The organism is Kaistia sp. 32K (assembly GCF_016629525.1).
Classification (GTDB): domain Bacteria; phylum Pseudomonadota; class Alphaproteobacteria; order Rhizobiales; family Kaistiaceae; genus Kaistia.
Window position 1 is genome coordinate 26,444 of the sequence record NZ_AP024269.1, and the last position, 22,806, is coordinate 49,249.

Below are 22,806 nucleotides of genomic sequence, written 5' to 3' on the forward strand. Positions count from 1 at the left end.
CCCTCGCCCGCTTGCGGGAGAGGGCAAGAGGTTCTTACCCCGGGAACAGCGTCAGGCCGCCGTCGACGCGGAGGACCTGGCCGTTGATGAACTTCGAGCCGTCGCCGGCGAGGAAGGCCACGGCGTCGGCGATCTCGGCCGGCTCGGCGTAGCGGTTGAACGATTTTCCCGACGAATCCATCTTCACGGGGTCGACGACGCGGGTCGCCTGGAAGCGGGCCGACTTGGTCGGGCCGGGGCTGACCGCGTTGATGCGCACGCCTTCTTCCAGAAGCTCCTTGGCGAGGCAGCGCGTGTAGTGCACGACGGCGGCCTTCAGCGTCGAATAGACCACTTCCGGCGAGCAGCCCATATGCGCCGCCGCCGAGGCGATGTTGATCACCGAGCCGCTGCCGGCCCTAACCATCGGCGGCACGAAGGCCTGGCAGACCAGCATGGTGCCGATCAGATTGTTGTTGGTGAGGACCTGGATGTCCTCGAACGAGATGTTGAGCGCGTCGTTCGGCTTCGGCTTGTTGCCGGAGGCGCCGATGTCGCCGCCGGCGCAGTTGACCAGCACGTTGACGGTGCCGAGCTTCGCCTCGATCTCCTGCTTCATCTTCTGGACGGCGGCCGGGTCGCCGATATTGCCGGTGACGGCGACGGTGCGCACGCCGTGACTGGCGATCTGCTCCGCTACCTCGCCGAGGTCCTTCGCCTCGCCATACTTGGCCGGGCCGGTCCAGTCGAGGTCGTGGATGGCGACGTCGGCGCCGAGGCTCGCCAGCTTCTCGGCCATGGTGCGGCCGAGGCCGCGGCCCGAGCCGGTGACGAAGATGACTTTGCCGGAGAGTTCCTTGCTCATTTGCGAGCTCCTTGTCTGCCCCCGAAGGGATCTGCGTTGAAAAGCTGAAAGGGGGGCGGCCTAGGCCATGACGCCGAGCGCCTTCATGTTGGCGACGCTGCGCCGGATCATGTCGAGCTCGTAGGCAACGAGCGCGCCGTCGTCGCCGCGTTCCCACGGCGTGCGATAATCGGCGTCGTCGGCAAGGCGGTTGCGGCGGGCGGCCTGGAGGCAGGCGGCGAGCGAGCGGGCGGAGCGCGGCGGATAGCCGTTCCACCAGTCCTGCGTCAGAAGCCGCACATGCCGGACATCGAGCGCGCCCGGCTCCAGCACGGCGGTCAACCGCTCATGGTGCTCGCCAAGGATCGCCAGCACCTCTTTGAACGGCACGGCGCCGTCGCCGATCGCGCAGCGGACGAGGCGGTAGCCTTCGTCGGTGAACTGGACGTTGTAGTCCTTGAGGTGGACATGCCGGACCCAGGGCGCGATGCGGCGGGTGAAGTCGAGCGGCGCCTCGGCGACCGGCAGCGTGTTGCCGGTGTCGTAGCAGATGCCGACGCCGCCCTCGACCTCCTCGCAGAAGCCGACCAGCTCGTCGGAGGTAAAATCCTGGTGGTTCTCGATCACCAGCGTCCGCCCCTCGGCACTCGCGCGCGGCGCATATTCGGCGAGCGCCGCGTGCGCGCCGCGCACGTATTCGTGCCATTTGTCGCCGGCAGCGTAGCGGTCGCCGCAGAGCACCGAGGTGAGGCAGACGCGGATCAGCTTGGCGTCGAGCCGCGCCGCCGAGCGGAAGGCGCTGTCGAGCGGGCCCTGGTTCAGCCCGCTGCTGATCACCGGCGTCATGCCGAGCGCGGCGAGCCGGGCCTTCAGCGCCGCCGCCCCGGCATCGTCAAGCCTGGCGATCCACGGCTCGAAGACCTCGAGCGTCTTCGCGCCCAGTTCCTCGGCGAGTGCGATGAAGCCTTCGAGCCCGCGCCCGTCCGGATTGGCGCGCGGCGTGCCGTGCCCCTGCAGGCCGAGATGATAGGTCAATCCATAGGGGTTCAGTCCGACTTGCAGCATGGGTGGTTCCGTTTCGGCGAAGGGATTTGCGCGGCGCTCTAGATCAGGCCGCCGTCGACGATGATGGATTGCTTGGTGATCATGCGGCTGTCGTCGGCGCCGAGGAAGAGCGCCGTGCGGGCGATCTCGTCGCCCTGCAGCACCTTGCGGATGCACTGCAGGCGGACGAGCGCGTCAACGCTTTCCGGCGTCTTGTACCAGAGCGCATGCTGCTTCTCGGTCATCACCGCGCCCGGCTCGATCGCGTTGACGCGGATGTTGTCGGCACCGAAGGCGCGCGCCAGGCTCCGCGTCAGGCCGAGGATCGCCGCCTTGGCGGCGGTGTAGGCCGGCATGTTGGGCGCGCCGCCGCGCCAGGCGATCGACGAGAAGTTGATGATCGAGCCATAGCCGAGCTGCCGCATCTGCGGCCGCACCGCCTGGGCGGTGAAGAATTGCGGCCGCAGATTGATCGACTGCGACCAGTCCCAGTAGTCGGGCGTCACCTCGTCGACCTCGCGGCGATCGTCGTTGGCGGCGTTGTTGACGAGGACGGCGATCGGCCCGACGTCGCGGCCGATCCCGGCGATCACCGCCTGGGTCGCCTCGACGTCGGTCAGGTCGCAGCGGCGGAAGACGGGCTTGTGCTGCGAGCCCTTGAGTTCGTCGGCGAGCGCCTCGCCGGCCTCCTCCTGGATGTCGACGAAGACGACCTTCGCGTCGCTGCCGGCATAGGCGCGGACGATGTCGGCGCCGATGCCGGAGGCGCCGCCGGTCACAAGGACGACGCGCCCGGAGAGGCTCGGATATTTGGCAAAGTTCATGGCATGCGGCCTGTCGGGTCTGGGTCTTGAAGGGAAGGATCAGCCGATCGGTCAGATCAGGTTGCGGGTGGTGGGATCGAACAGGCAGGCATGCGACATGTCGATGCCGAGCGTGATCGTCTCGCCCATGCGCGGCGCCTCGTCGGGATCGAAGCGGCCGGTGACCTCGAGATCGCCGACCCGCATCAGCCCGATCGTCTCGGCGCCGGTCGGCTCGACCATCTCGACCGGGGCGTCGAGGCTGGCGATGCTCTTCTTGGCCGCCTTGAGCTCCGGCGAGAAGCGGAAGATATGCTCGGGCCGGACGCCGAGGATGACCTCGCGACCCGGCGCGCCCGGCGAAATGCCGTCCTGCAGCGCCAGGATCGCCGTGCCGCCCGTCGCCTTGAAGGAAACCGCCGGGCGGCCCGCCTCGTCGGTCGTCAGCGTCGCGGGAATGAAGTTCATCGCCGGCGAGCCCATGAAGCCGGCGACGAACATGTTGGCCGGCCGGTCATAGACCGTCTGCGGCTCGTCGAACTGCTGCACCTGGCCCTGGTGCATGACGGCGATGCGCGAGGCGAGCGTCATCGCCTCGACCTGGTCGTGCGTGACATAGACCGTCGTCTTGCCGACGCGGTGATGCAGCTTCTTGATCTCGGTGCGCATGTCGACGCGCAGCTTGGCGTCGAGGTTGGAGAGCGGCTCGTCGAACAGGAACAGTTTAGGATCGCGCACCAGGGCGCGGCCCATGGCGACGCGCTGGCGCTGGCCGCCGGAGAGCTGGCCGGGCTTACGGCCGAGCAGCGGCTCGATCTGCAGCAGGGCTGCGACGCGCTTCACCGCCTCCTCGCGCTGCGGCTTCGGCACGCCGCGGCTCTCCATGCCGAAGGTGATGTTCTCGCGCACCGTCATGGTCGGATAGAGCGCGTAGGACTGGAACACCATGGCGATGTCGCGGTCCTTCGGCGCCACCGAATTGACCAGCCGGTCGCCGATGCGGATCTCGCCTTCGGTGACGCTCTCGAGGCCGGCGATCATGGCGAGCAGCGTCGACTTTCCGCAGCCCGACGGCCCGACAAGCGCGATGAACTCGCCGGTCCGCGCCTCGATGTTGATGCCCTTCAGCACTTCGACGGCGCCGAAGCTCTTGCGCAGGTTGCGGATGGTCAGCGAAGACATGCAAGCCTCATCATTGGGTCGCGTTCGTCACGAGAGGGCGCCGTCACTTGATGGCACCTTGGGTGAGGCCCCGCACGAAATACTTGCCGCCGAGGAAGTAGACGAGCAGGGGCGGCATGGCGCCGATCAGCACGGCCGCGCTCATCACGTCATAGGCGCGGACGTTGGTGCCGCTCGCCGTCAGCGCGACGAGGGCGGCGGTGATCGGTTGTTCGCGCCCGGAGGTGAACACGACGCCGAACAAATATTCGTTCCAGATGCCGGTGAACTGCCAGATCACGGTGACGATCAGGATCGGCGGCGACAGCGGCAGGATGATCCGGCGGAAGATGCGCCAGAAGCCAGCCCCGTCGATGCGCGCCGCCTTGATCAGGTCGTCCGGGATCGAGACGTAGTAGTTGCGGCAGAACAGCGTGGTGAACGAGATGCCCTGGACGACGTGGACGAGGATCAGCCCGTAGGTCGAGTTGGTCAGGCCGAGCTTGCCGAGGATGAAGGCCCAGGGCATCAGCGCGATCTGCCCCGGCATGAACACGCCGAGCAACATCAGCGTGAACAGCACTTCCGAGCCCTTGAAGCGCCATTTCGACAGCACGTAGCCGTTCAGCGCGCCGAGCAGCGTCGAGAGGAGGGTGGCCGGCACCGTCATCCAGAGCGAGTTCAGGAAGTTGCGCTTCATGCCCTCGCAGGTGCCGCCGATGCAGTAGGTGCTCCAGGCTTCCGACCAGGCATGCAGGGCGAAGCTGCGCGGGAAGGCGATCAGGCCGTTCTGCGCGATCTCCGGCTGCTCGCGGAACGAGTTGAACACCACCACCAGCAGCGGCACGAGATAGACGATCGCGAACAGCGACAGCAGGCCGTAGATCACCACCCGGCTGAGGAAATGGCGACGGAAGGCGGCCGAGGCCTCCCGGTCGTAGACGCGCGAGAGGGCGGCGTCAGTCATGTCGGCTCTCCCTGCGATGGCGCCAGACGACGAAGAAGGAATAGGGCACCAGGACGACGGCGAGGGCCGCCAGCATCATGATCGCGGCTGCGGCGCCTTCGCCGATCTGGCCGCGCTGGAACATCAGGTCATAGACATAGATGGCCGGGAAGGTGGTCGAGATGCCCGGGCCGCCGCGCGTCAGCGCCGCGACGAGATCGAAGGTCTTGATGGCGAACTGGATCTGCACCACGGCGACCGCGAGGAAGATCGGCGCGATCACGGGCAGGATCACCCGCCGATAGGTGCGGAAGGCCGAGGCGCCGTCGATCTGCGCCGCCTTGACGAGATCGGGGTCGACCGAGCGGAGGCCTGCGAGGAACAGCGCCATGGCGAAGCCGGAACTCTGCCAGATGCCGGTGATGATGATCGCGTAGATCGCCGTGTTGCGGTCGGCGGCCAGGGCGAAGTTGAAATCGGTCCAGCCGAGGCTGCGGACCAGCATCTGGATGCCGTCGACCGGATTGTACAGCCAGCTCCAGACCGTGCCGGTGACGATGAAGGAGACGGCGAGCGGATAGAGGAAGATCGTCCGCCAGATCGCCTCGCCCCGCACCCTCTGGTCGATCAGGATGGCGAGCAGCAGGCCAATCGCCATGGCGCCGGCGATGTACAGGGCGGAGAACAGGAACAGGTTGCTGTAGGCGATGTTCCAGCGCCGATTGCTCCAGAGCGACACGTAATTGTCGAGCCCGACAAAGCCGTAGCTGGGTAGCAACGAGGAATTCGACAGCGAGATGTAGAGCGTCCAGATCGTGAAGACGAAGACGTAGATGAACGACGCCGCCAGCGATGGCGCGAGAATGAGGATGGGCGAGATCCGGGTCAGGCGTTCCCGCCATGTGGGGCCGGAAGCTTCCGGCCCGGAAACCCGGCCGGCTTCAGCATCGATAGTCGACATGGCTGGCCCTTGCATGAAAACGAAGGATCGGGCGCGGCGCGGAGCACCGCGCCCGACGAAGGGTTCGTTACATCTGGGCCTCGACGGCATCCGCGATCGCGGTCGCCGCCTGTTCCGGCGTCATCGCGGGCGTGTTCACGAACTCGGTGACCTGGTCCATGATCGCGCCGCGGAACTTCTGCGGGATGGTCATGTTGTGGGCCATCGAGCGGACCAGCGTGTTGCCGTCGATCGAGGCCTGCAGGTCCTTCTGCGACAGCTGCTGGCAGGGGTTGAAGCCGTGCGACAGGTCGACGTCGAGCCGGGCCGGGATCGAGCCCTTGGCCTGGTTGAACACCGTCTGGAACTCCGGCGACAGGATCGTCTTGGCGAGCAGCTGCTGGCCTTCGATGAAGTCCGGATCCTTCTGCTTGAAGAACACGACGGAGTCGGAGTTCAGGATGAAGCCGGGCTTGCCCCAATCGGTCGGCGCCTGGGTGCAGTTGTAGTCGACGCCTTCCTTGAAACCGGCCGCCGTCAGGAGGCCGATGGTCCAGTCGCCCATGATGTGGAAGGCGGCATCGCCGCGGCCGACCAGTGCCGACATCGAATCCCAGTCACGGCCGACCATGCCGGGATCCATGTATTTCGACGTCATCAGACGAAGCTGGGTCAGGGCCTTGACCATGCCGTCGCTGCGCAGCGCGTCGACGTCGCCCTCGACGAAGGCCTTGCGGTAGAGGTCGATGTCCTGGCCGTAGAGCACGACTTCGAGGACGGTCGAATCCGTCCAGTCGGCGGTCGAATGCGAGATGCAGATCTTGCCGGAGGCGACGACCTTCTCGCAGGCGGCGTTGAACTCCGCCCAGGTCTTCGGGATGCCCTCGACGCCGGCTGCCTTGAGCACCTTCGGCGACGACCACAGCCAGTTGATGCGGTGGATGTTCATCGGCGCAGCGACCCAGTTGCCGGTCGGCTTCATCACCGGCAGCAACTCGGGCGCGACGACCTTTTCCCAGCCCTCGGCGGCGGCGAGCTCGTCGAGATTGGCGGTCATGCCCGTCGCGTTCCACTCGGCGATCTCGGGGCCCTTGAGCTGGACGGCCGGCGGCGCGTTGCCGGCGATCACGTCGGCGCGCAGCTTGGCCAGCGTGTTCGACGTGTGGCCGGCGATCGAGGTCTGTTCCCACTTGCCGCCGGCGGCGGTGTACATTTCGCCGAGCTTGGCGATCGCCGCGGCATCGGAGCCTGTGGCCCACTGGTGCAGCAGGTTGGTCTTCGGTTCGGCCAACGCCGTCCCGCTCAGGAGAGCAAAGGTCAAAAGACCAGCGCTCGCCTTCCAAGTGAAGGTCATGGTTTCTCTCCCTGGATGTGCCGCCTGATACTTGCGACCGTTTTGCGCGGCGACTTGTTATTTTGGTGTTCGGTGCGTCTCCCCTGTATTTTGACGCCTCTTTTTTTCTAGGACGAACATATTTACCTGTCAACGCAGCTACGGTATCGGCAGTATTCGCGCTGCACTGCCAAAATGACTGCTTGCGCGGTGCGAAAGCGGGCGAGATTTCGAGGATTAAGATCTTGTCGCTGCAACAGGATTGGCCGATGCTGCAACGCCCGCCCGAGACGTCGCCGCCGGGGCGGGCGGCCATCGACGGCTTGCATTAAAAGAAGGCATGGGATCGAACGACCGGTTCGTTCGGCCATCGGCCGGATGCCCGAGCGGGAAAGAGAAACGATGACGACAGATCGCACGACGCGAAGGCCGCTACGCCCGGTTGCCGACGCTCCCGCCGAGCGGACCGCCTACCAGCCGTCGGGCCAGAATCTCGTCCATGCCGCCGATCACAATCTGCGCGTCACGCTGGAGGCGCTGCGGCGTACCGGGCCGATGAGCCGGCTGGAGCTGGCCCAGGTCACCGGCCTGACCGTGCCCGGCATCACCAACATCGTCCGCCGTCTCGCCGCCGACGGGCTGGTGGCGGAGGAGGCGGGCCCGAGCGGCTCGCGCGCCAACCGATTCGCCATCATTCCGGACGGCGCGGTGGCGCTCGGCGTCGACATTGACGGCGCGCAGGCGAGCCTCGTCGCCATCGATCTGCTTGGCCGCATCGTGCTGCGCGACGCGGCCGAGGTCGCCGTCGACGATCCGGCGCCCGCGATCGTCCGGCTGGTCTCGGAGGCGCTGGCGCGCCTCGCCGCGCGATCGGCGGGCCGGGTCCTCGGCGTCGGCCTGACGGCGGCGGCGGACTGCGTCGACGGCGTGCGCGCGGCGCTGGCGCCGCTGACGGTGATCGCAGAGCCCGACACGATCGCCGCGGCGCTCGGCGAACGACAGTTCGGCACCGTGGCCGCCGACGACAGCTTCGTCTACGTCCTGCTCGGCCCGTCCACCCGGGCCGGCATGGTCATCGGCGGCGTCGTGTTCAACGGGGCGGAGCACAAGGCCGGCCGGGTCGGCACGATGCGGACCGGCGAGGACGGCAGGCTGCTGGACGAGGCGCTGTCGACGGCGCCGCTGGCCGGCTTCGATATCGGCGATCTGGAGGTGGCGCGCTGGATCGAGGATGCCAGCGCCCATCTGATGGATTCGATCATCGCCTTCTCCGCCTTCCTCGCGCCGCGCGTCATCTTCGTCGGCGGGCGGCTGCCGACGACGCTGCTCGACGCGCTGGTTCTGCGGCTCGGGCAGCGGCGGCAGGAACGCATGACCGAGCCGACCCATCCCTACTGGCTGCCGGAGCTGGCGCGCGGCACGCTGGCCGAGGACGCGGTGCTGGTCGGCACCGCCGCGCTGCCGTTCCTGGAGTTCCTGCTGCCCGATCCCCGCCGGCCATTCCGGCCGCGGGCGCTATAGGCTCGTCTGTTCCGGCGTCGTAATGGCGAGACGCCGTTCCAGCCGGGGCGCGCTGCCGCGCAGGGGCGCGCGAGTCAGCTGCGCCGGATCGGCGGATTCGAGCCGCAGCGCATGCGAGAGCGGCATGGTAGCGGCGCCGAGTGCTGCGGCATCCTCGGAAGCCGCGGCGCGGTGGATGCGCGGCGTCGGGCGCGGATCGCGCGACAGCGCCTCGCGCACATAAAGCAGCAGCTCGTCGAGGATCGTCACCGGGATGCGGCCGCCGATCAGCACGGCGTCGGGGTTGATCAGCAGGCCGATGTCGATCGCCGCCTCGGCGATGTGCTGCGCCGCGCCGCGGAGCCACTGGCCGAGCAGCGCCTTGCCGCGCGCGTCGAGGGTGAGCAGCTCCTGCGGGCGGGTCACGACGACGCCGTGCTTGGCCAGGAAATCATAGAGGATGAACAGTGAGACGACCTGGCCGAGCGGCTGGATGCGTTCGCCCGCCGGCGCGTCCGGCAGCGTCACCGGCAGCCAGCCGATCTCGCCGCTGATGCCCGTGGTGCCGTGATAGCAGGCGCCGTCGAGCACCAGGCCGCCGCCGAGGCCGGAGCCGAAGAAGATGTAGAAGAAGCTGCGGATCTCGGCGCCGAGGCCGTAGCTCAATTCGCCGATCGCGGCCGCGGTGGCGTCGTTGTCGATCAGGATCGGCAGGTCGGTCAGGCGGGAGAAGCGCTCGCGGATGTCGACGCTGCGCCAGAGCTTGTAGGCCGGCGGCATGCCGATGAACGGGATTTCGCCGAGCCAGTCGGGGATGGCGATGCCGATGCCGGCGAGCCGCGTCTCGTCGATCGCGCGGCGGCGACGGAAGGTCTTCAGCGCCTCCTTCATCGCGGCGAAGAAGTCGTCCGGCAGCATGTAGCGCTCTTCGCGGTGGATGCGGTCGCGGATCGTGCCGACCGCATCGATGGCGACGATGGTCAGGTGGTCGCGGCCGATGCCGGCGCCGACGGCGAAGCAGCCCTCCGGATTGATCTCGAGCTCGATCGCCGGCTGGCCGCGCATGCCGTAGCGCCGGCGCGCCTCGACGACGAAGCCGTCGTCGATCAGCTTTTCGGTGATGCGGGCGACGGCCTGCTTGCTGAGGCCCGAGCGCAGCGCCAGCTCGGTGCGCGAGATCGGCGCGTTCCAGCGGATGGTGCGCAGGATGACGGCCTGGTTATGGCTGGCCGCCAGTCCGGAATTGGAGCCGGCGAGATCGCCCGGTGCCGTCAGGAATTGGATCAAGATGTCATTGCCGCCGGAGGAGATCATGGTTGATCGTCCGCCGGCGGATAGAGGGCAAGGGGTGCTATCTTGTCAAGGATGGGCGTCGCCTATCTCTGCTTGATGAGCCAGCTTCTCACTTCGAACGGATGCAGGTCCGAGCCGGCCTTGCGGTCGTCCGGTTCCTCCAGGATGTTGACCGGCGCCGACAGCTGCCAGCCGTCCTTCGGCGCGACCTCGAAGCGGCCGCGGCCGCCGGCCGGCTCGTAGACGCGCAGCACCAGCGCCTTGCCGTCCTCGCTCCCCTTCAGGCCGCCGAGACCGGCCTGGATGCCGGAAATCGCGATCGGCGTCTGGACGCCGGCGGTGAGGCCGGAGGCTCGGGTGGCGAGCAGGGGCTGGTTCAGGTCGAGCGCCTCCTCGCGGACGCCGCCCTCGTGCCAGGCGCCCTGATGCGGCAGCAGCGAATAGACGAAGCTCTGCTCGCCTTCGTCCGCCAGCGGATCCGGATAGATCGGCGCGCGCAGCAGGCTGAGGCCGAGGACGTTGCCCTTGAGGCTGTGGCCGTACTTGCCGTTGTTGAGCAGCGCCACGCCGAAGCCCGGCTCCGACAGGTCGGCGAAGCGATGCGCCGGCACCTCGAACTTCGCCTCGTCCCACGACGTGTTGTTGTGGGTGGTGCGGCGGACGACGCCGAAGGCGCATTCGAAGGTGGCGAGGTCCGAGCGGACGTCGACGGGCGTCAGGGTCCGGAGCAGGACGCGGCGGTCGTGCCAGTCGAGGTCGGTCTTGATGTCGAGGCGCGGCGAGTTGGCGAGGAGCTGCAGCGTCTGGGTGATGGTCGAGTCGCGGAAGCGGCGGACGATCCGGATCGCGGCGCGATGCGGGCCCTTCTCGACCACTTCGAGGCTCTCGAACGAGGTCAGCTCCAGGCCGTGGTTGGCGTAGTCGTCCTCGAGATCCCAGGCGTCCCAGTTGCGCGGCTTGTCCATGGGATAGACCCAGAGCTGGTTGCCGCGGCCGGCCAGCGCCTCGCGCTGGCTGCGCTTGTCGAAGAGGCTGGCGAGCGTGCCGTCCGGGTTGAGCGTAACGCGGATCAGGCTGTTTTCCAGCGAGTTCTTGGTGACGCTGAGGCCGGCGGTCGCAGCCGTCGCCTTGTCGTCGAGGACCAGGATGCCGAGCGGCGGCACCACGGCGTCGAGCGCGATCACCTCGCCATCGAGCTCGACCCGGACCGGCCGGGCGTGCAGGTCGGGATTGACGAGGACGAGCGCGTCCTTGGCATCGCCCTTCGGCAACTGTCCGACGAGGGCGTCGAGCGCCTGCTTCTGGGCGTCGAGGCCCGTCTCCAGCGCCTCGCCCAGCTCGCGCTCGGCGTCGTCGTAGATCTCGCGGATGCCGGAGCCGGGCAGGATGTCGTGGAACTCGTTCTTCAGCACCTTGCGCCAGGCGTTCTCCAGGCTTTCCGGCTGGGCGGCGCCCAGGAGGTTGGCGAGCGAGGCGACCGTCTCGGCGGTGATCAGCGCGCGCTCGGCATGGCGGTGCAGGCGCTTGGTGTGGCTCTGCGTCGTCAGCGTGGCGCGGTGCAGCTCGAGATAGATCTCGCCCTGCCAGACCGGGATCTGCGCCGCCGGCACCTCGTGCATGCGGGCGAACACGTCCTCGACGCGTACTGGCTTCAGCGCGGGAATGGCGGGGAAGTCGGCGAGCTGGGCCTGACGCTCCAGCATCTCCGGCGTCACGCCGCCGCCGCCGTCGCCATAGCCGACGGCGAGCAGGCTCTCGTTATGGATGGTCTTGCCGCCGAAATTGCCCCAGGTGCCGAGGATCGCTTCCGGCTCGGTCGAGCCGTTATAGCCGCGCACCGGATTGTCGAAGGTGTGCGCCAGCACGCGGCTGCCGTCGAGGCCTTCCCAGTAGAACAGGTCATGCGGGAATTTGTTGGTCTCGGACCAGTTCACCTTGATGGTGAAGAACGAGTCCATGCCGCCCTGCTGCAGCAATTGCGGCATCGCCGGCGAGAAGCCGAAGCAGTCCGGCAGCCAGCAGACGCGGTGGCGGACGCCGAACTTCTCCTCGAAATAGCGCTGGCCGTAGAGGATCTGGCGCACGAAGCTCTCGCCGGTCGGCATGTTGGTGTCGGGCTCGACCCACATGCCGCCGATGGTCTCCCACTGGCCGCTCTTCACTGCCGCCTGGATTTCCTTGAACAGCGCCGGATCGTCTTCCTCGATCTGGGCGTAATAGGCCGCCGTCGACTGGTTGAAGACGAAGTCGGGGAAGCGCTCCATCAGGCGGAGCGCGGTGTTGAAGGTGCGCCGCGCCTTGCGCCGGGTCTCGTCATAGGGCCAGAGCCAGGCGAGATCGATATGGGCGTGGCCGGTGATGCCGAGATTGCCCTGCTGCGGATAGCGCGCCTTCAGGCCCTTCAGCGTCTCACGCAGATCGGTGAGCGCGCGCTGCACGCTGGCGCGATGGTCCTGGCGCAGGCCCTCGGGGTTCGCCTTCAGCGGCGGCAGCTGCCAGATCTTCTGCTGGCCGCGCTGCGGCGCCGTGCGGGCCACATAGTCCTCGGTCGCCGACGGCCAGTCGAGCGCGGCGAAGGTCTGCTCGGCGGCGGTGATCAGATGCGGCACCACCTCATGGTCGCCGAGGAAGTGGGCGGCCTCCGAGACCTGGCGCAGCAGCAGGCCGAGCTCGTGCACCGGCTGGTCGATCCAGGCGAGATGCGCGCGCGTCAGGCGCGGCTCGCGCACCGGCTCGCCGAAGGGCAGGCGGGCGACGGCGTCGACATGGATCTTGAAGCTGCGGCCGGGGACGGGGAATTCCTGGTGGTAGGGATCGAGGCCGAAGCGCTTCTCGCTGCCGTCGCCGTTCGGGGTGAGCGTGATCAGGCTCTCGCCGCCGACGTCGATCAGGAGGCGCGTATCCGCGAGCGACCAGTGCTCCGGCACGGTGGCTTCCGTGTCGAAGGCGATGGCGCCGTCCTTCTTCGGCCAGAAGCCGCCGATCGCGAGCGGCGAGCCGTTGAACAGCCAGCCGTCGACCGCCACGGTCTCACGCTCGCGCCAGAACCCCAGTTCTTCGACGCGGACGTCGATGCGGGCAAGCCGCTGCTGGAGGGTCAGGGACATTGGAATTCTCCGTATCAAAAAGAAGCTCAGAAAAGCTCAGGAAAGGGGGATGGGAGTTGGGTTCAGCCCTTCACGGCGCCGGCGGTCAGGGCTCCGACGATCATGCGCTGCAGAAGGAGGAAGGCGATGATGGCCGGCACCACGGCCACCAGACAGGCGGCGGCGAGAACCTGCGTCGACGACGAGTTCGACGTGCCGGCGAAGTTGAAGATCGCCACCGAGATCGGCAGCTGCGCGTCCTTGTTCAGGAGCAGGAAGGGGATCAGGAACTGCGACCAGTTCAGGATCATGATCAGGATGAAGGCCGAGGCGAGGCCGGGCGCGGCAAGCGGCAGCGTGATGCGCCAGAAGGTGCCGAAGCGGCTGCAGCCGTCGATCGCGGCGGCTTCCTCGAGCGATTTCGGGATGCCGTCGATGGCGCCCTTCACCAGCCAGGTGCACATCGGCACGCTGATGGCGATGTAGACCATGGTGACGCCGAAATGGCTGTTGATGAGGCCGAGCGCGCTCATGTAGCGGTAGAGCGGCACCAGGATGACGAGCGGCGAGATCATCTGGAAGGCGAGGATCACCATCATCAGCGCCGACTTGCCGGAAAACCGGAAGCGCGAGAAGGCGTAAGCCGCCGGCGCCGCCACCAGCAGGCAGCCGATGCCGCCGAGCGCCGACAGCTTCAGCCCGTTCCAGAGATAGAGCAGGAAGGTCGGATCCGAGAGGATCTGGGCGAAATTGTCGAGCGTCGGCCGCTTCGGGATGAAGCGCGCGGCGCCGAGGAAGACCTCCTGCCGCGTCCGCAGCGACAGCGACAGCAGCCAGGCGAGCGGCGTCAGGAAGAAGGCGGCGATCAGGATCGCCATCAGATAGGTGAGGGCGTCGCCCAGTTTCTCTTGGCTTGCGGCGTTCATTCGGAAGCCTCCCGGCGCGGCAGGAACGACGCATAGAACAGCGCGAGCACCAGGCTGATGGCGAGCATCAGCACGGAGAGCACGCTGCCTCCGGCGAGGTCGTAATTGCGGAACACCGTGTTGAAGGTGAAGAGCGACAGCACCTCGGTGGCGCGGCCCGGGCCGCCGCCGGTCAGCGAGATGATCGCGTCGAAGGTATTGAGGGTCTGGATCGTCACGAGGATCGAATTGACCAGGATGGCGGCGCGCAGCTGCGGCAGCGTGATGAAGCGCAGCTTCTGGGGGCCGCTGGCGCCATCGACGCTCGCCGCCTCGTAGAGGGTCGGGTCGATCGCCTTCAGCGCCGCGTAGAACACGATCATCGAGAAGGCGGTGCCGCGCCAGACATTCGAGAGGACGGCCGAGACCATGGCCATGTTGGGATCGGACAGCCAGGCGACCGGCGAGATGTGCATCAGCCGCAGCACGCTGTTGATGGCGCCGAAGGGCGCCTCGCTGAACAGCATCTGCCAGATCAGGCCGTTGGCGATGCCGGGAATGACCCAGGCGATCAGCACGATCGTGCGCAGCGCGACCATGCCGGGCAGCTGGCGCCGTTCGCCGCGCATGACGATGAGCGCAATGGCGAGGCCGAAGATCTGCTGGCCGACGACGCTGCCGAAGGTGAAGAGGAAGGTCGTCCAGAGGATGCCGAGGAGGGAGGGGTTCTCGAACATCGCCCGGATGGTGGCGAAGGTATACTGCTCGTTGCTGCCGACCAGGCTCGCATTGGTCAGGCCGAGGCGGAACACGTCGATGATCGGATAGAGATAGAAGACGCCGAGCATGACCGCGACGGGCACGAGCCATGTGAAGGGATTGGCCTCGAGGCGGCGGCCGAGACTGGGGCCGGCTAGGCTCCGGCCCATGGCCATCGAAGCGGTCTGTGTCGTCTGCATGCTGTCACTCCTGCCCAAACGCGGCGGTCGGTGTCCCCGGCCGGACTGGCCGGCCGGGGATGTCGCTCGCGTCAGAGCCGTGCGTAGGCGGCCTGGACAGCGGTATTGGCGGCGTCGAGAGCCGCTTCCGGCGTCTTGGTGCCGGAGAGAACGTCGCCCATCATGATCTGGATCTGGTTCGAGATCTCAGGATAGATCGGCACGCCCGGACGGGCCTGGCCGTTGACCAGCGCCTTGGCGAAGGTCTCGTTGGCCTCGGTCTTGAAGACGTCGTACTTGCCGTAGAGGGCGGCGGCCGTCGGCAGCTGCTGCTGCAGCGCGTTGCCGGGGCCGGCATAGATCTCCTTGATCACGGCAGCGCACATGGCGACCTTTTCCGGATCGTTGGAGAAGGCGCCGAAGGTCCAGCCGCCGGTGCCGGTCGAGCGCTGGTCGGCGGTCGGGCCGGGGATCTCCGAGAAGGTCCACTTGGCGAACTCTTCCGGCTCCAGCGTGTTCTTCAGCTGGCCGTACTGCCAGTTGCCGCCGATGAACAGCGCCGCCGTGCCGGCCGCAGCCGCCGCGTTGAACTCGTCATAATTGACGATGGTGGCGACGCGCTTCGGAGCAGCACCGGAATCGACGAGATCCTTGAAGTAGTTGACGGCCTTCAGGAACTTCTCGCGGTTCTCGCCCTCGGCGAAGATCGGCTTGCCCTTGTCGTCGACGAGCTTGCCGCCCTGGGCCCAGAAATTGGCGAGCCAGTCGAAGGTGGTGCCTTCCCAGCGGCCGCCGTTGAACAGCACGCCTTCGCCGCCCTTTTCCTTCGAGGCGAGGGCCGCGGCCTTCAGCTCGGCCCAGTCCTTGGGCGCATCCGGAACGATTTCCTTGTTCCGGTAGAGGACGCGCAGGTCGGTGTTCCACCACCAGGCGTAGATCTTGCCATCCGGGCCGGTGATGCCTTCGCGGATGAACGGGAAGAGGTCGGCGACTTCTTCCTTGGTGAAGTATTCGTCGAGCGGCTTCAGCACGTTGGCGCCCTTGAAGAGGGCGAGCACGAAGCTGTCGACCGCGGCGCAATCCGGGCCGTGGCCGGACTTCGCCTGCTCCAGCATGCGGGCCTGTTCCTGGCCGATATTGTCGGACATGCGCTCGAGATCGATGCGCCAGCCCGGATGGCGCTGGATGAACTCGCTGAACAGCTTCTGGTAACCCTCGGCCCAGACCGGATCGGTGCTGGTCGGGCCGTCATTGGTCAGGCGGAGCGTAAGGGATTTCGGCGCATCGGCGGGGCCGACGCGATCCTTGGTGACGAGGTTCTGGGCTTGGGCCGTGACGGCGACGAACGCGGCGGCGGAGGCCAGCAACGCGGTGACGAGACGCAGGCGCATCATGAAAATCTCCCGTGGGGTGTGTCCTCGAACGGACGGCTTTTCGCGGCCGTCTCTTCTTGCGGCACATCCATTTTCGGGTGCCTTAAAAAGATTAAATCACATCGATTTTATACGGGCAAGGGGCGAAAATTACGGCCGGAAACAGGAACGGATTTCCTGCTGAAATGCGGAGAAAACCGCCATTTTCACGGGTGTTCGAGGTCGCGTTCGCGGGGAGGTGAGCGAGAAGGGCGGCCGGCAGCCTGACCTTCCCTAGGGTCGCTCCGGCGCCGAATTCAGACGCGGGAAAAGCCCGTCAGGCAGCGCCGCCGCGATGCTCGCGAAACGCGGCGGCCAGCGTGCGCAGCGCCTCGCGCGACTTGCGGTCGGTGAGCGTCGAATGCAGCACGATCTCGGAGGGCGGCAGTTCCGGCAGCCGGAAGCGCGGGCCGACCTCGATCGTGCCGGGCGGGGCGAGGCGGCTCGAAAACGCGCCGATGGCGAGGCCGGCCGAGACGGCGGCGGTCACCATCGAGGAGCTGCCGCCCAGAAACACCTCGGTCCAGGGAATACCAGTGGCGTCGAGGGCGCGGGTGGCGATGTCGCGCACGCCGCAGGAGGGGGCAAGCGCTGCGAGCCGCACCGGCTCGCCCTGCCGGTGCTCGAATTGCGGCACGGCGAACCAGCCGAAATGCTCCGGCCCCAGCACCTCGCCGTCGCGGCGGTCGTCCTCGCGGCGGATGATGGCGGCGTCCAGCTCGCCGCGGTCGAAGGCGTCGAGCAGGACGCGCGAATTGTCGAGCCGCACCTCGATCGTCAGGCCGGGATCATGCGCGTTGAGCCGCGCCAGCAGCGTCGGCACTTCCGGGCCGGCGACATGGGCGGCGATGCCGAGCGCGAAGTGACGACGACAGTCGGTGAGCCCGGCGAGCGCCCGCTCATGGGCTGCGAGAAACCCGCGCGCACCGTCGAGGAACAGGGCGCCCTGGGCCGAGAGCCGCACCGAACGCGGCGTGCGTTCGATCAGGCGTTGGCCGACCCGGTCCTCCAGCCGCTTGAGCTTGACGCTGATGGCGCCCTGGGTGGTGCCCAGCGCCTCCGCCGCGCGGGTAAAACTCTGGAAGTCGGCGATGGCGACAAAGGCCCGGACCGAGTCGACGTCCAGCGTCATCATGGCGATCATCCGAAATTGTTGTCCCTGAAATAGATATCCATCCGGTTTCGCTGTCGTCAAGCGCCCGCTAAGGTCCGGCCCGAACCACCCGCGTCCCGAGCGCCCACCTTTCCGCGTCGCATGCCCGCTCGCGCCTCTGTCGAAAGTCCGAACCATGTCCGCCACCTCGCAACCGGCCTTTTCGCGCCGGAGCCTTGTCGCTCTCCTCGCCGTCAGCCTCTCCTCCCTGATGTTCGGGCTGGAGATCTCCAGCGTTCCGGCGATCCTGCCGACGCTGGAGAAGGTGCTCGGCGCTGATTTCGTCGAGCTGCAGTGGATCATGAACGCCTACACGATCGCCGTGACGACCGTGCTGATGGCGACGGGCACCATCGCCGATCGCTATGGCCGCAAGCGCGTCTTCGTGGTCGGCATCGCGGCGTTCGGCCTCGCCTCGCTGGCCTGCGGGCTGACGGAAAGCGTCTCGGTGCTGATCGTCGCCCGCTTCCTGCAGGGCATGAGCGGCGGCGCCATGCTTATCTGCCAGGTCGCCGTGCTCTCGCATCAGTTCCAGGAGGGCCGGGCGCGCGGCCTCGCCTTCAGCGCCTGGGGCATCATCTTCGGTATCGGCCTCGGCTTCGGCCCGATCGTCGGCGGCGCGATCGTCGCGGTCTGGAGCTGGGAATGGGTTTTTCTCATCCACGGGGCGCTGAGCCTCGTCACGCTGGGGCTGGCGCTCGGCGGCGTCGAGGAATCGCGCGATCCGGAGGCAACCCGTCTCGACCTTCCCGGCATCGTCACCCTGTCGGTCGCCGTGTTCTGCCTGGCCTATTTCATCACCCAGGGCCCGGATCTCGGCTTTGCGAGCCCGGCGGCGCTCACGATCCTCGCCGTGTCGGTCGCGAGCTTCCTCGCCTTTCTCGTCGCCGAGAAGGTGAGCCCGAGGCCGATGTTCGATTTCACCGTGTTCCGGATCCGCCCGTTTTCCGGTGCGGTGATCGGCTCGGCCGCGATGAACATCAGCTTCTGGCCGTTCATGATCTACCTGCCGATCTGGTTTCAGGCCGGTCTCGGCTATGACAGCGTGGCGGCGGGATCGGCGCTGCTCGCCTATACGCTGCCGACCCTCGTCGTGCCGCCGCTCGCCGAGCGGCTGTCGCTCCGCTACCGGCCCGGCCTCGTCATTCCGGCCGGCCTCATCCTGATCGGGCTCGGCTTCTTCGCCATGAAGCTCGGCAGCGGCGTCGAAAATGCGAGCTGGCTGACGATGCTGCCCGGCTGCGTCCTCGCCGGCATCGGCCTCGGCTTCACCAACACACCGGTCACCAACACGACGACGGGATCCGTCCCCGCCGCGCGCGCCGGCATGGCGTCCGGCATCGACATGAGCGCGCGCATGATCTCGCTCGCCATCAACATCGCGCTGATGGGCTTCCTGCTCGTCGAGGGCGTCCGCGCCTCGCTGCAGGCGGCGTTGCCGGCCGATGTCGACCCGGCGATTTTGCGCCAGCTGGCGCAGCAGGTCGCCGCCGGCACGGCCGTTTCGACAGAGCATGGCGTTTCCGGCGCGGTCGTCCATCTGGCGCTGGTCGACGGCTTCGGCTGGATCCTGCTCTATGGCGGCATCGGCGTCTGGCTGCTGGCGGTGGCGAGCTATCTCGTCTTCGGCCGCGGCGCGGCGAGCCAGGCGGCCTGCCCGGCGGAGCAGGCCGCGCGGTGAGGCGAGAACCGGACGTCAATAGGGCGTTTCGCCGGCGTCGGCGTTGATCGCCTGGCCGCGCACCAGCATGGCGTCGTCGCCGAGCAGGAACGAGGTGACGCGCGCCACCTCGACCGGCTGCAGATGGCGGACGAGCTGGGCCGACAGCATCTTGTCGAAGATCGCCGGTGCCGGTTCGGACGTGAAGGACGAATAGGCCTCGGAGACCTCGCGCAGCATCGGCGTCGCGACGCCGCCCGGGCAGACGCAGTTGACGTTGATGTCATAGGCGGCCAGCGCCTCGGAGAGCATGCGCGTCATCGAGATCACGCCGGCCTTGGAGGCGCTGTAGGCGAGCGACTCGACATGGCCCTTCTTGCCGGCTTCCGAGGCGATCGAGACGATGGCGCCGGGGATCGAATGCTCGATCATGTGCTGCGCCACAAGGCGCGAGATGTCGTAGGCGCCGAACAGGTTAATTTCGAACTGGCGCTGCCAGTCGGCGCGCGAGATCGCCAGCGGATCGGCATGCAGCACGATCGCCGCCGAATTGACGAGGCCGTCGATCCGGCCGAGCAGGTCGATCGCTTTCGCCACGCCGGCCGCGACCGCCGCTTCCGAGGCGACGTCCATGACGACGCCGAAGCAGCCGCCGGCGGCGCCGCCGAGCGCCTCGACCGTGGCGTCGACCGCCTCCTGCTTCAAGTCAGCGATGACGACCCGCGCTTCCTGCGCGATCAGGAGCTCCGCGATCGACCGGCCGATGCCGCCTGTGCCGCCGGTGACGAGGAAGCCCTTGCCAGCATGGACGGGGAAGGTGCGGCTCTTGCGGATCGGCAGCGGCTTGTCCGGGCGGCGGGTCTCGTATTTCGACATTCGGGTTCCTTCGCCGGCATGCGCCGGCCCTTCCAGATCGCGGGGCAGAGGGGGCGATCGGGGGGCATCGCCTGCGCGCAGAATAGGCGTGATCGATAGGCGGTCAATCGCAGTTGTGGCCCGTTGTCTGAGTCGATATCTTCCGGCCATCCAACAAGCAGGAGACGTAGGATGAGGCTTCGGGGTCTTTTGGCTGGCGCGGCTGCGCTGATGGCGGTGACGGCGGCAGAGGCCCAGGATGCGAAGCCGCTGATCGTCTTCGTCTCGCCCAATCCGGTCGGCGTGAACGATTTCCTGAAACTCGCCAAGGTCGGCGCGGAGAAGGCGGCGGAAACCGTCGGCGCCACCGCCAAGGTCTATGAGAGCACGGACCCGACCACCATCCGCCAGAACCTCGACGCCGCCGCCAAGGAAGGCGCCAAGGTGGTGATCGCCGTCGGCTTCGAGTTCAACGACATCCTGCCGGAAGTCGCAAAGTCCTACCCCGACACCAAGTTCCTGCTCGTCGACAGCTGCCCGCAGACGCCGGGGCCGAACGTCCATTGCTCGGTGTTTCGCGAATATGAGGCAAGCTTCCTCGCCGGCGCCGAGGCGGCGCTGACCAGCGAGACCGGCAAGGTCGGCGCCATCGGCGCGCTCGATATCCCCTTCATCCATCGCTACACCGACCCGTTCAACGAGGGCGCCAAGCATGTGAAGCCGGAGATCGAGATCGCTCCGACGCTCTGGATCGGCGGCAACAATCCGTTCTCCGATCCGGCCCGTGGCCAGCAGCGCGCCAGCGTCATGGTTTCCGACAACACCGATCGCATCATGGCCGGCGGCGCCGGCTCGAACGGCGGCATCTTCAAGGCGATGGAAGACCTGCCGGGCGCGGCGGCCTTCGGCGTCGACAGTAACCAGTGCCCGCAGGCGCCGGGCCTCGTCATGGACAACGTCCAGAAGCGCACCGACATCGTGATCGAGAAGGGTGTCGCGGGCCTGTTCAAGGGCGACCAGCCGCCGTTTGCCACCTACGGCCTCGCCGAGGGCGGCATGACGCTGACCAGCCTGGAGCCGGGCCTCGAGGAATCGGGCTGCCTGATCGTCAAATTCCCGGACGTGATCACCAAGGTGAAGGCGCTGCGCGACGAGGTCATCGCCGGAACGGTGAAGGTCGCCGATCCGATGCAGCTCGCGAAGTAAGTCAAGCAAGGGCCGCCGGCCCATCGAAGCCTGGATAAGGCCAAGCCAGCCAGCCTCGGACGTTCATCGCCGTCTCCCCGCGAAAGCGGGATCCGGCCGTCGCGATGTCCGGGGCCGGAATGGTCCCCGCTCTGGCGGGGATGACGGAGTAAAGATGATCGTCGACCCTTCCCGAAAGACATCGGAACCGCCACCACCCATGTCGACGATCGAGCTCGAAGCGTCAGGCATCGTCAAGCGCTACGGGCCGCTCGTCGCCAACGACCATGTCGACCTCTCTGTGTTGCGCGGCGAGGTCCACGCTGTGATGGGCGAGAACGGCGCCGGCAAGTCGACCCTGATGTCGATCCTCTACGGCATGCAGGCGCCGGATGCCGGCCGCATCGTGCTGCGCGGCGCCGAGATGCAGTATCGCTCCGCGCTGGATGCCATCGGCGCCGGCATGGGCATGGTTCACCAGGCCTTCAAGCTGTTCAATTCGCTGACCGTCTGGGAAAACGTCGTCTACGGCATGGAGCCGACCCGCTTCGGCTTCATCGACCGGCGCGAGGCGGCGCGGCGCGTCGCGGCGCTGGCAGAACGCTATCGCCTGCAGGTCGATCCCCATGCCGTCGTCGGCCGTCTCTCGGTCGGCGTGCGCCAGCGCGTCGAGATCCTGAAAGCGCTCTATCGCGACGCCCGCGTGCTGATCCTCGACGAGCCGACCGCCGTGCTGACGCCGCAGGAGCGCGACGGCCTGTTCGACATCATCCGCCACCTGACCGCCGACGACCGCACCATTCTGTTCGTCACCCACAAGCTGCATGAGGTGATGGCGATCACCAACCGCGTCACGGTGCTGCGCGACGGCAAGGTGGTCGACCGCATGGTGACTTCAGAGACCTCGGCCCGCGAGATCATCCGCGCCATGACGGGCAGGGCGGTGAATCTGACCGTCGAGAAGCGCCCCGCCAATCCGGGCGCCGTGGTGCTCGAGGCGCGTGGCCTGACGGTCGCCACTGATGGCGGCAAGCCGGTGGTCGATCGCGTCGATCTCAAGATCCGCGCGGGAGAAATCGTCGGCATCGCCGGTGTCGCCGGCAACGGCCAGACCGAGCTGATCGAGGCGCTGACCGGCCTGCGCATTCCGGATGGCGGCAGCGTCGCCATCAATGGCACGGACGTCACCCGCGCCGATGTCGAGCGCCATCGCGACGCCGGCCTCGCCTATATCCCGGAAGATCGCGCCACGACCGGCACGGCGCTCGCCGCTTCCGCTGCCGACAATCTCGCCATGGGTTTTCAACGCAAGCCGCCATTGTCGAACGGCCGGCTGCTCGACGGCAACGCCGTCACGGCGCATGCGAGGAAGCTGATCGAAAAGTTCGGCGTCAAGATCGGGTCCGAGCAGCTCCCCGTCGGCACGCTCTCTGGCGGCAATCTGCAGAAGGTCGTCGTCGCGCGCGAGCTCTCGCATGCCGCACCCCTGCTGATCGCCGAGCAACCGACGCGCGGCGTCGATGTCGGCGCCATCGAATTCATCCATGGCCAGCTGGTCGCCGAGCGGGATCGCGGCGGCGCCGTTCTCCTGGTCTCGGCCGAGCTGACCGAGATCCTGGCGCTCTCGGATCGCGTCCTCGTCATGTTCGACGGCCGCATCCTGGCGGAGCTACCAGCGGCCGAAGCGGACGAGGAAACCCTCGGCCTGCTGATGGCCGGCCGCGTCCGCGAAGCCCACTTATCCGACGGCACGGAGGCCGCATGAGCCT

At 67.4% G+C, this 22,806-nt stretch carries 18 protein-coding genes; 4 read left to right on the forward strand and 14 right to left on the reverse strand.

The genetic code is table 11. The features are described 5' to 3' along the window. Window positions 1-34 precede the first annotated feature (34 nt). From K32_RS00100 to K32_RS00130, 7 genes are all read right to left on the reverse strand, one after another. Window positions 35-844 carry an SDR family NAD(P)-dependent oxidoreductase gene (locus tag K32_RS00100; RefSeq protein ID WP_201402074.1) on the reverse strand — a complete coding sequence of 270 codons (810 nt, stop codon included), beginning with the start codon at window positions 842-844 and terminating at the stop codon, window positions 35-37. Between the two features lie 60 nt (window positions 845-904). After that, entirely contained in the window at window positions 905-1,888 is a 984-nt protein-coding gene (locus K32_RS00105) for a sugar phosphate isomerase/epimerase (RefSeq protein ID WP_201402075.1), read from the reverse strand. Between the two features lie 38 nt (window positions 1,889-1,926). Beyond that, the gene (locus tag K32_RS00110; protein WP_201402076.1) at window positions 1,927-2,691 is read right to left on the reverse strand and encodes an SDR family NAD(P)-dependent oxidoreductase; all 765 of its coding nucleotides are present in this window, start codon (window positions 2,689-2,691) and stop codon (window positions 1,927-1,929) included. A 51-nt stretch (window positions 2,692-2,742) separates the two neighbouring features. Next, a complete protein-coding gene (locus K32_RS00115) occupies window positions 2,743-3,852 on the reverse strand; it encodes an ABC transporter ATP-binding protein (RefSeq protein ID WP_201402077.1) in 1,110 nt (369 codons plus the stop codon). Window positions 3,853-3,895: 43 nt separating this feature from the next. Beyond that, a complete protein-coding gene (locus K32_RS00120; RefSeq protein ID WP_201402078.1) occupies window positions 3,896-4,798 on the reverse strand; it encodes a carbohydrate ABC transporter permease in 903 nt (300 codons plus the stop codon). Then, on the reverse strand, window positions 4,791-5,738 hold the full coding sequence (locus tag K32_RS00125; RefSeq protein WP_201402079.1) for a carbohydrate ABC transporter permease: 948 nt from the start codon (window positions 5,736-5,738) through the stop codon (window positions 4,791-4,793). The genes K32_RS00120 and K32_RS00125 overlap by 8 nt, the downstream gene beginning before the upstream one ends. Window positions 5,739-5,805: 67 nt before the next feature. Next, on the reverse strand, window positions 5,806-7,071 hold the full coding sequence (locus K32_RS00130) for an ABC transporter substrate-binding protein (RefSeq protein WP_201402080.1): 1,266 nt from the start codon (window positions 7,069-7,071) through the stop codon (window positions 5,806-5,808). Between the two features lie 381 nt (window positions 7,072-7,452). Between K32_RS00130 and K32_RS00135 the strand changes: the two genes are divergently transcribed. Next, on the forward strand, window positions 7,453-8,571 hold the full coding sequence (locus K32_RS00135; RefSeq protein WP_201402081.1) for an ROK family transcriptional regulator: 1,119 nt from the start codon (window positions 7,453-7,455) through the stop codon (window positions 8,569-8,571). Here the strand turns inward: K32_RS00135 and K32_RS00140 are convergent. The 6 genes from K32_RS00140 to K32_RS00165 all read right to left on the reverse strand — a co-directional run bounded on the left by K32_RS00140 (window position 8,566) and on the right by K32_RS00165 (window position 17,319). Then, entirely contained in the window at window positions 8,566-9,864 is a 1,299-nt protein-coding gene (locus K32_RS00140; protein WP_201402082.1) for an ROK family transcriptional regulator, read from the reverse strand. The two genes, K32_RS00135 and K32_RS00140, sit on opposite strands and share 6 nt — an antisense overlap. 62 nt (window positions 9,865-9,926) lie before the next feature. After that, on the reverse strand, window positions 9,927-12,950 hold the full coding sequence (locus K32_RS00145; RefSeq protein ID WP_201402083.1) for an alpha-mannosidase: 3,024 nt from the start codon (window positions 12,948-12,950) through the stop codon (window positions 9,927-9,929). Window positions 12,951-13,012: 62 nt separating this feature from the next. Then, window positions 13,013-13,855 carry a carbohydrate ABC transporter permease gene (locus tag K32_RS00150; RefSeq protein ID WP_201402084.1) on the reverse strand — a complete coding sequence of 281 codons (843 nt, stop codon included), beginning with the start codon at window positions 13,853-13,855 and terminating at the stop codon, window positions 13,013-13,015. Then, window positions 13,852-14,769, reverse strand: a complete 918-nt coding sequence (locus tag K32_RS00155) for a carbohydrate ABC transporter permease (protein WP_371813058.1) — start codon at window positions 14,767-14,769, stop codon at window positions 13,852-13,854. The genes K32_RS00150 and K32_RS00155 overlap by 4 nt, the downstream gene beginning before the upstream one ends. Before the next feature lie 95 nt (window positions 14,770-14,864). Further along, window positions 14,865-16,163, reverse strand: a complete 1,299-nt coding sequence (locus tag K32_RS00160) for an extracellular solute-binding protein (protein ID WP_201404280.1) — start codon at window positions 16,161-16,163, stop codon at window positions 14,865-14,867. Between the two features lie 298 nt (window positions 16,164-16,461). Beyond that, window positions 16,462-17,319, reverse strand: a complete 858-nt coding sequence (locus K32_RS00165) for a LysR substrate-binding domain-containing protein (protein ID WP_201402085.1) — start codon at window positions 17,317-17,319, stop codon at window positions 16,462-16,464. Between the two features lie 154 nt (window positions 17,320-17,473). On the opposite strand from K32_RS00165, the gene K32_RS00170 reads away from it, so the two are divergent. Beyond that, on the forward strand, window positions 17,474-19,018 hold the full coding sequence (locus K32_RS00170; protein WP_201402086.1) for an MFS transporter: 1,545 nt from the start codon (window positions 17,474-17,476) through the stop codon (window positions 19,016-19,018). 15 nt (window positions 19,019-19,033) lie between these two features. Here K32_RS00170 and K32_RS00175 read toward each other — a convergent pair whose 3' ends face one another. Continuing rightward, complete coding sequence (locus K32_RS00175) at window positions 19,034-19,873, reverse strand: SDR family NAD(P)-dependent oxidoreductase (RefSeq protein ID WP_201402087.1); 840 nt, start codon at window positions 19,871-19,873, stop codon at window positions 19,034-19,036. A gap of 171 nt (window positions 19,874-20,044) precedes the next feature. Between K32_RS00175 and K32_RS00180 the strand changes: the two genes are divergently transcribed. Next, window positions 20,045-21,058: a BMP family ABC transporter substrate-binding protein gene (locus K32_RS00180; RefSeq protein WP_244669748.1), complete on the forward strand. Its 1,014-nt coding sequence runs from the start codon at window positions 20,045-20,047 to the stop codon at window positions 21,056-21,058. Window positions 21,059-21,257: 199 nt separating this feature from the next. After that, window positions 21,258-22,802 (forward strand): ABC transporter ATP-binding protein, encoded by a 1,545-nt coding sequence (locus K32_RS00185; RefSeq protein WP_201402088.1) that lies wholly within the window; start codon window positions 21,258-21,260, stop codon window positions 22,800-22,802. The last annotated feature ends 4 nt before the right edge of the window (window positions 22,803-22,806 follow it).

Bases quoted from the DNA above. Each gene is read 5' to 3' on its own strand.
- K32_RS00170 (WP_201402086.1), top strand. From the start codon at position 17,474: ATGTCCGCCACCTCGCAACCGGCCTTTTCGCGCCGGAGCCTTGTCGCT.
- K32_RS00135 (WP_201402081.1), top strand. From the start codon at position 7,453: ATGACGACAGATCGCACGACGCGAAGGCCGCTACGCCCGGTTGCCGAC.
- K32_RS00130 (WP_201402080.1), bottom strand. From the start codon at position 7,071: ATGACCTTCACTTGGAAGGCGAGCGCTGGTCTTTTGACCTTTGCTCTC.
- K32_RS00100 (WP_201402074.1), bottom strand. From the start codon at position 844: ATGAGCAAGGAACTCTCCGGCAAAGTCATCTTCGTCACCGGCTCGGGC.
- K32_RS00155 (WP_371813058.1), bottom strand. From the start codon at position 14,769: ATGGCCATGGGCCGGAGCCTAGCCGGCCCCAGTCTCGGCCGCCGCCTC.
- K32_RS00185 (WP_201402088.1), top strand. From the start codon at position 21,258: ATGTCGACGATCGAGCTCGAAGCGTCAGGCATCGTCAAGCGCTACGGG.
- K32_RS00140 (WP_201402082.1), bottom strand. From the start codon at position 9,864: ATGATCTCCTCCGGCGGCAATGACATCTTGATCCAATTCCTGACGGCA.
- K32_RS00180 (WP_244669748.1), top strand. From the start codon at position 20,045: ATGAGGCTTCGGGGTCTTTTGGCTGGCGCGGCTGCGCTGATGGCGGTG.
- K32_RS00175 (WP_201402087.1), bottom strand. From the start codon at position 19,873: ATGTCGAAATACGAGACCCGCCGCCCGGACAAGCCGCTGCCGATCCGC.
- K32_RS00160 (WP_201404280.1), bottom strand. From the start codon at position 16,163: ATGCGCCTGCGTCTCGTCACCGCGTTGCTGGCCTCCGCCGCCGCGTTC.
- K32_RS00145 (WP_201402083.1), bottom strand. From the start codon at position 12,950: ATGTCCCTGACCCTCCAGCAGCGGCTTGCCCGCATCGACGTCCGCGTC.
- K32_RS00115 (WP_201402077.1), bottom strand. From the start codon at position 3,852: ATGTCTTCGCTGACCATCCGCAACCTGCGCAAGAGCTTCGGCGCCGTC.
- K32_RS00105 (WP_201402075.1), bottom strand. From the start codon at position 1,888: ATGCTGCAAGTCGGACTGAACCCCTATGGATTGACCTATCATCTCGGC.
- K32_RS00150 (WP_201402084.1), bottom strand. From the start codon at position 13,855: ATGAACGCCGCAAGCCAAGAGAAACTGGGCGACGCCCTCACCTATCTG.
- K32_RS00165 (WP_201402085.1), bottom strand. From the start codon at position 17,319: ATGATGACGCTGGACGTCGACTCGGTCCGGGCCTTTGTCGCCATCGCC.
- K32_RS00125 (WP_201402079.1), bottom strand. From the start codon at position 5,738: ATGTCGACTATCGATGCTGAAGCCGGCCGGGTTTCCGGGCCGGAAGCT.
- K32_RS00110 (WP_201402076.1), bottom strand. From the start codon at position 2,691: ATGAACTTTGCCAAATATCCGAGCCTCTCCGGGCGCGTCGTCCTTGTG.
- K32_RS00120 (WP_201402078.1), bottom strand. From the start codon at position 4,798: ATGACTGACGCCGCCCTCTCGCGCGTCTACGACCGGGAGGCCTCGGCC.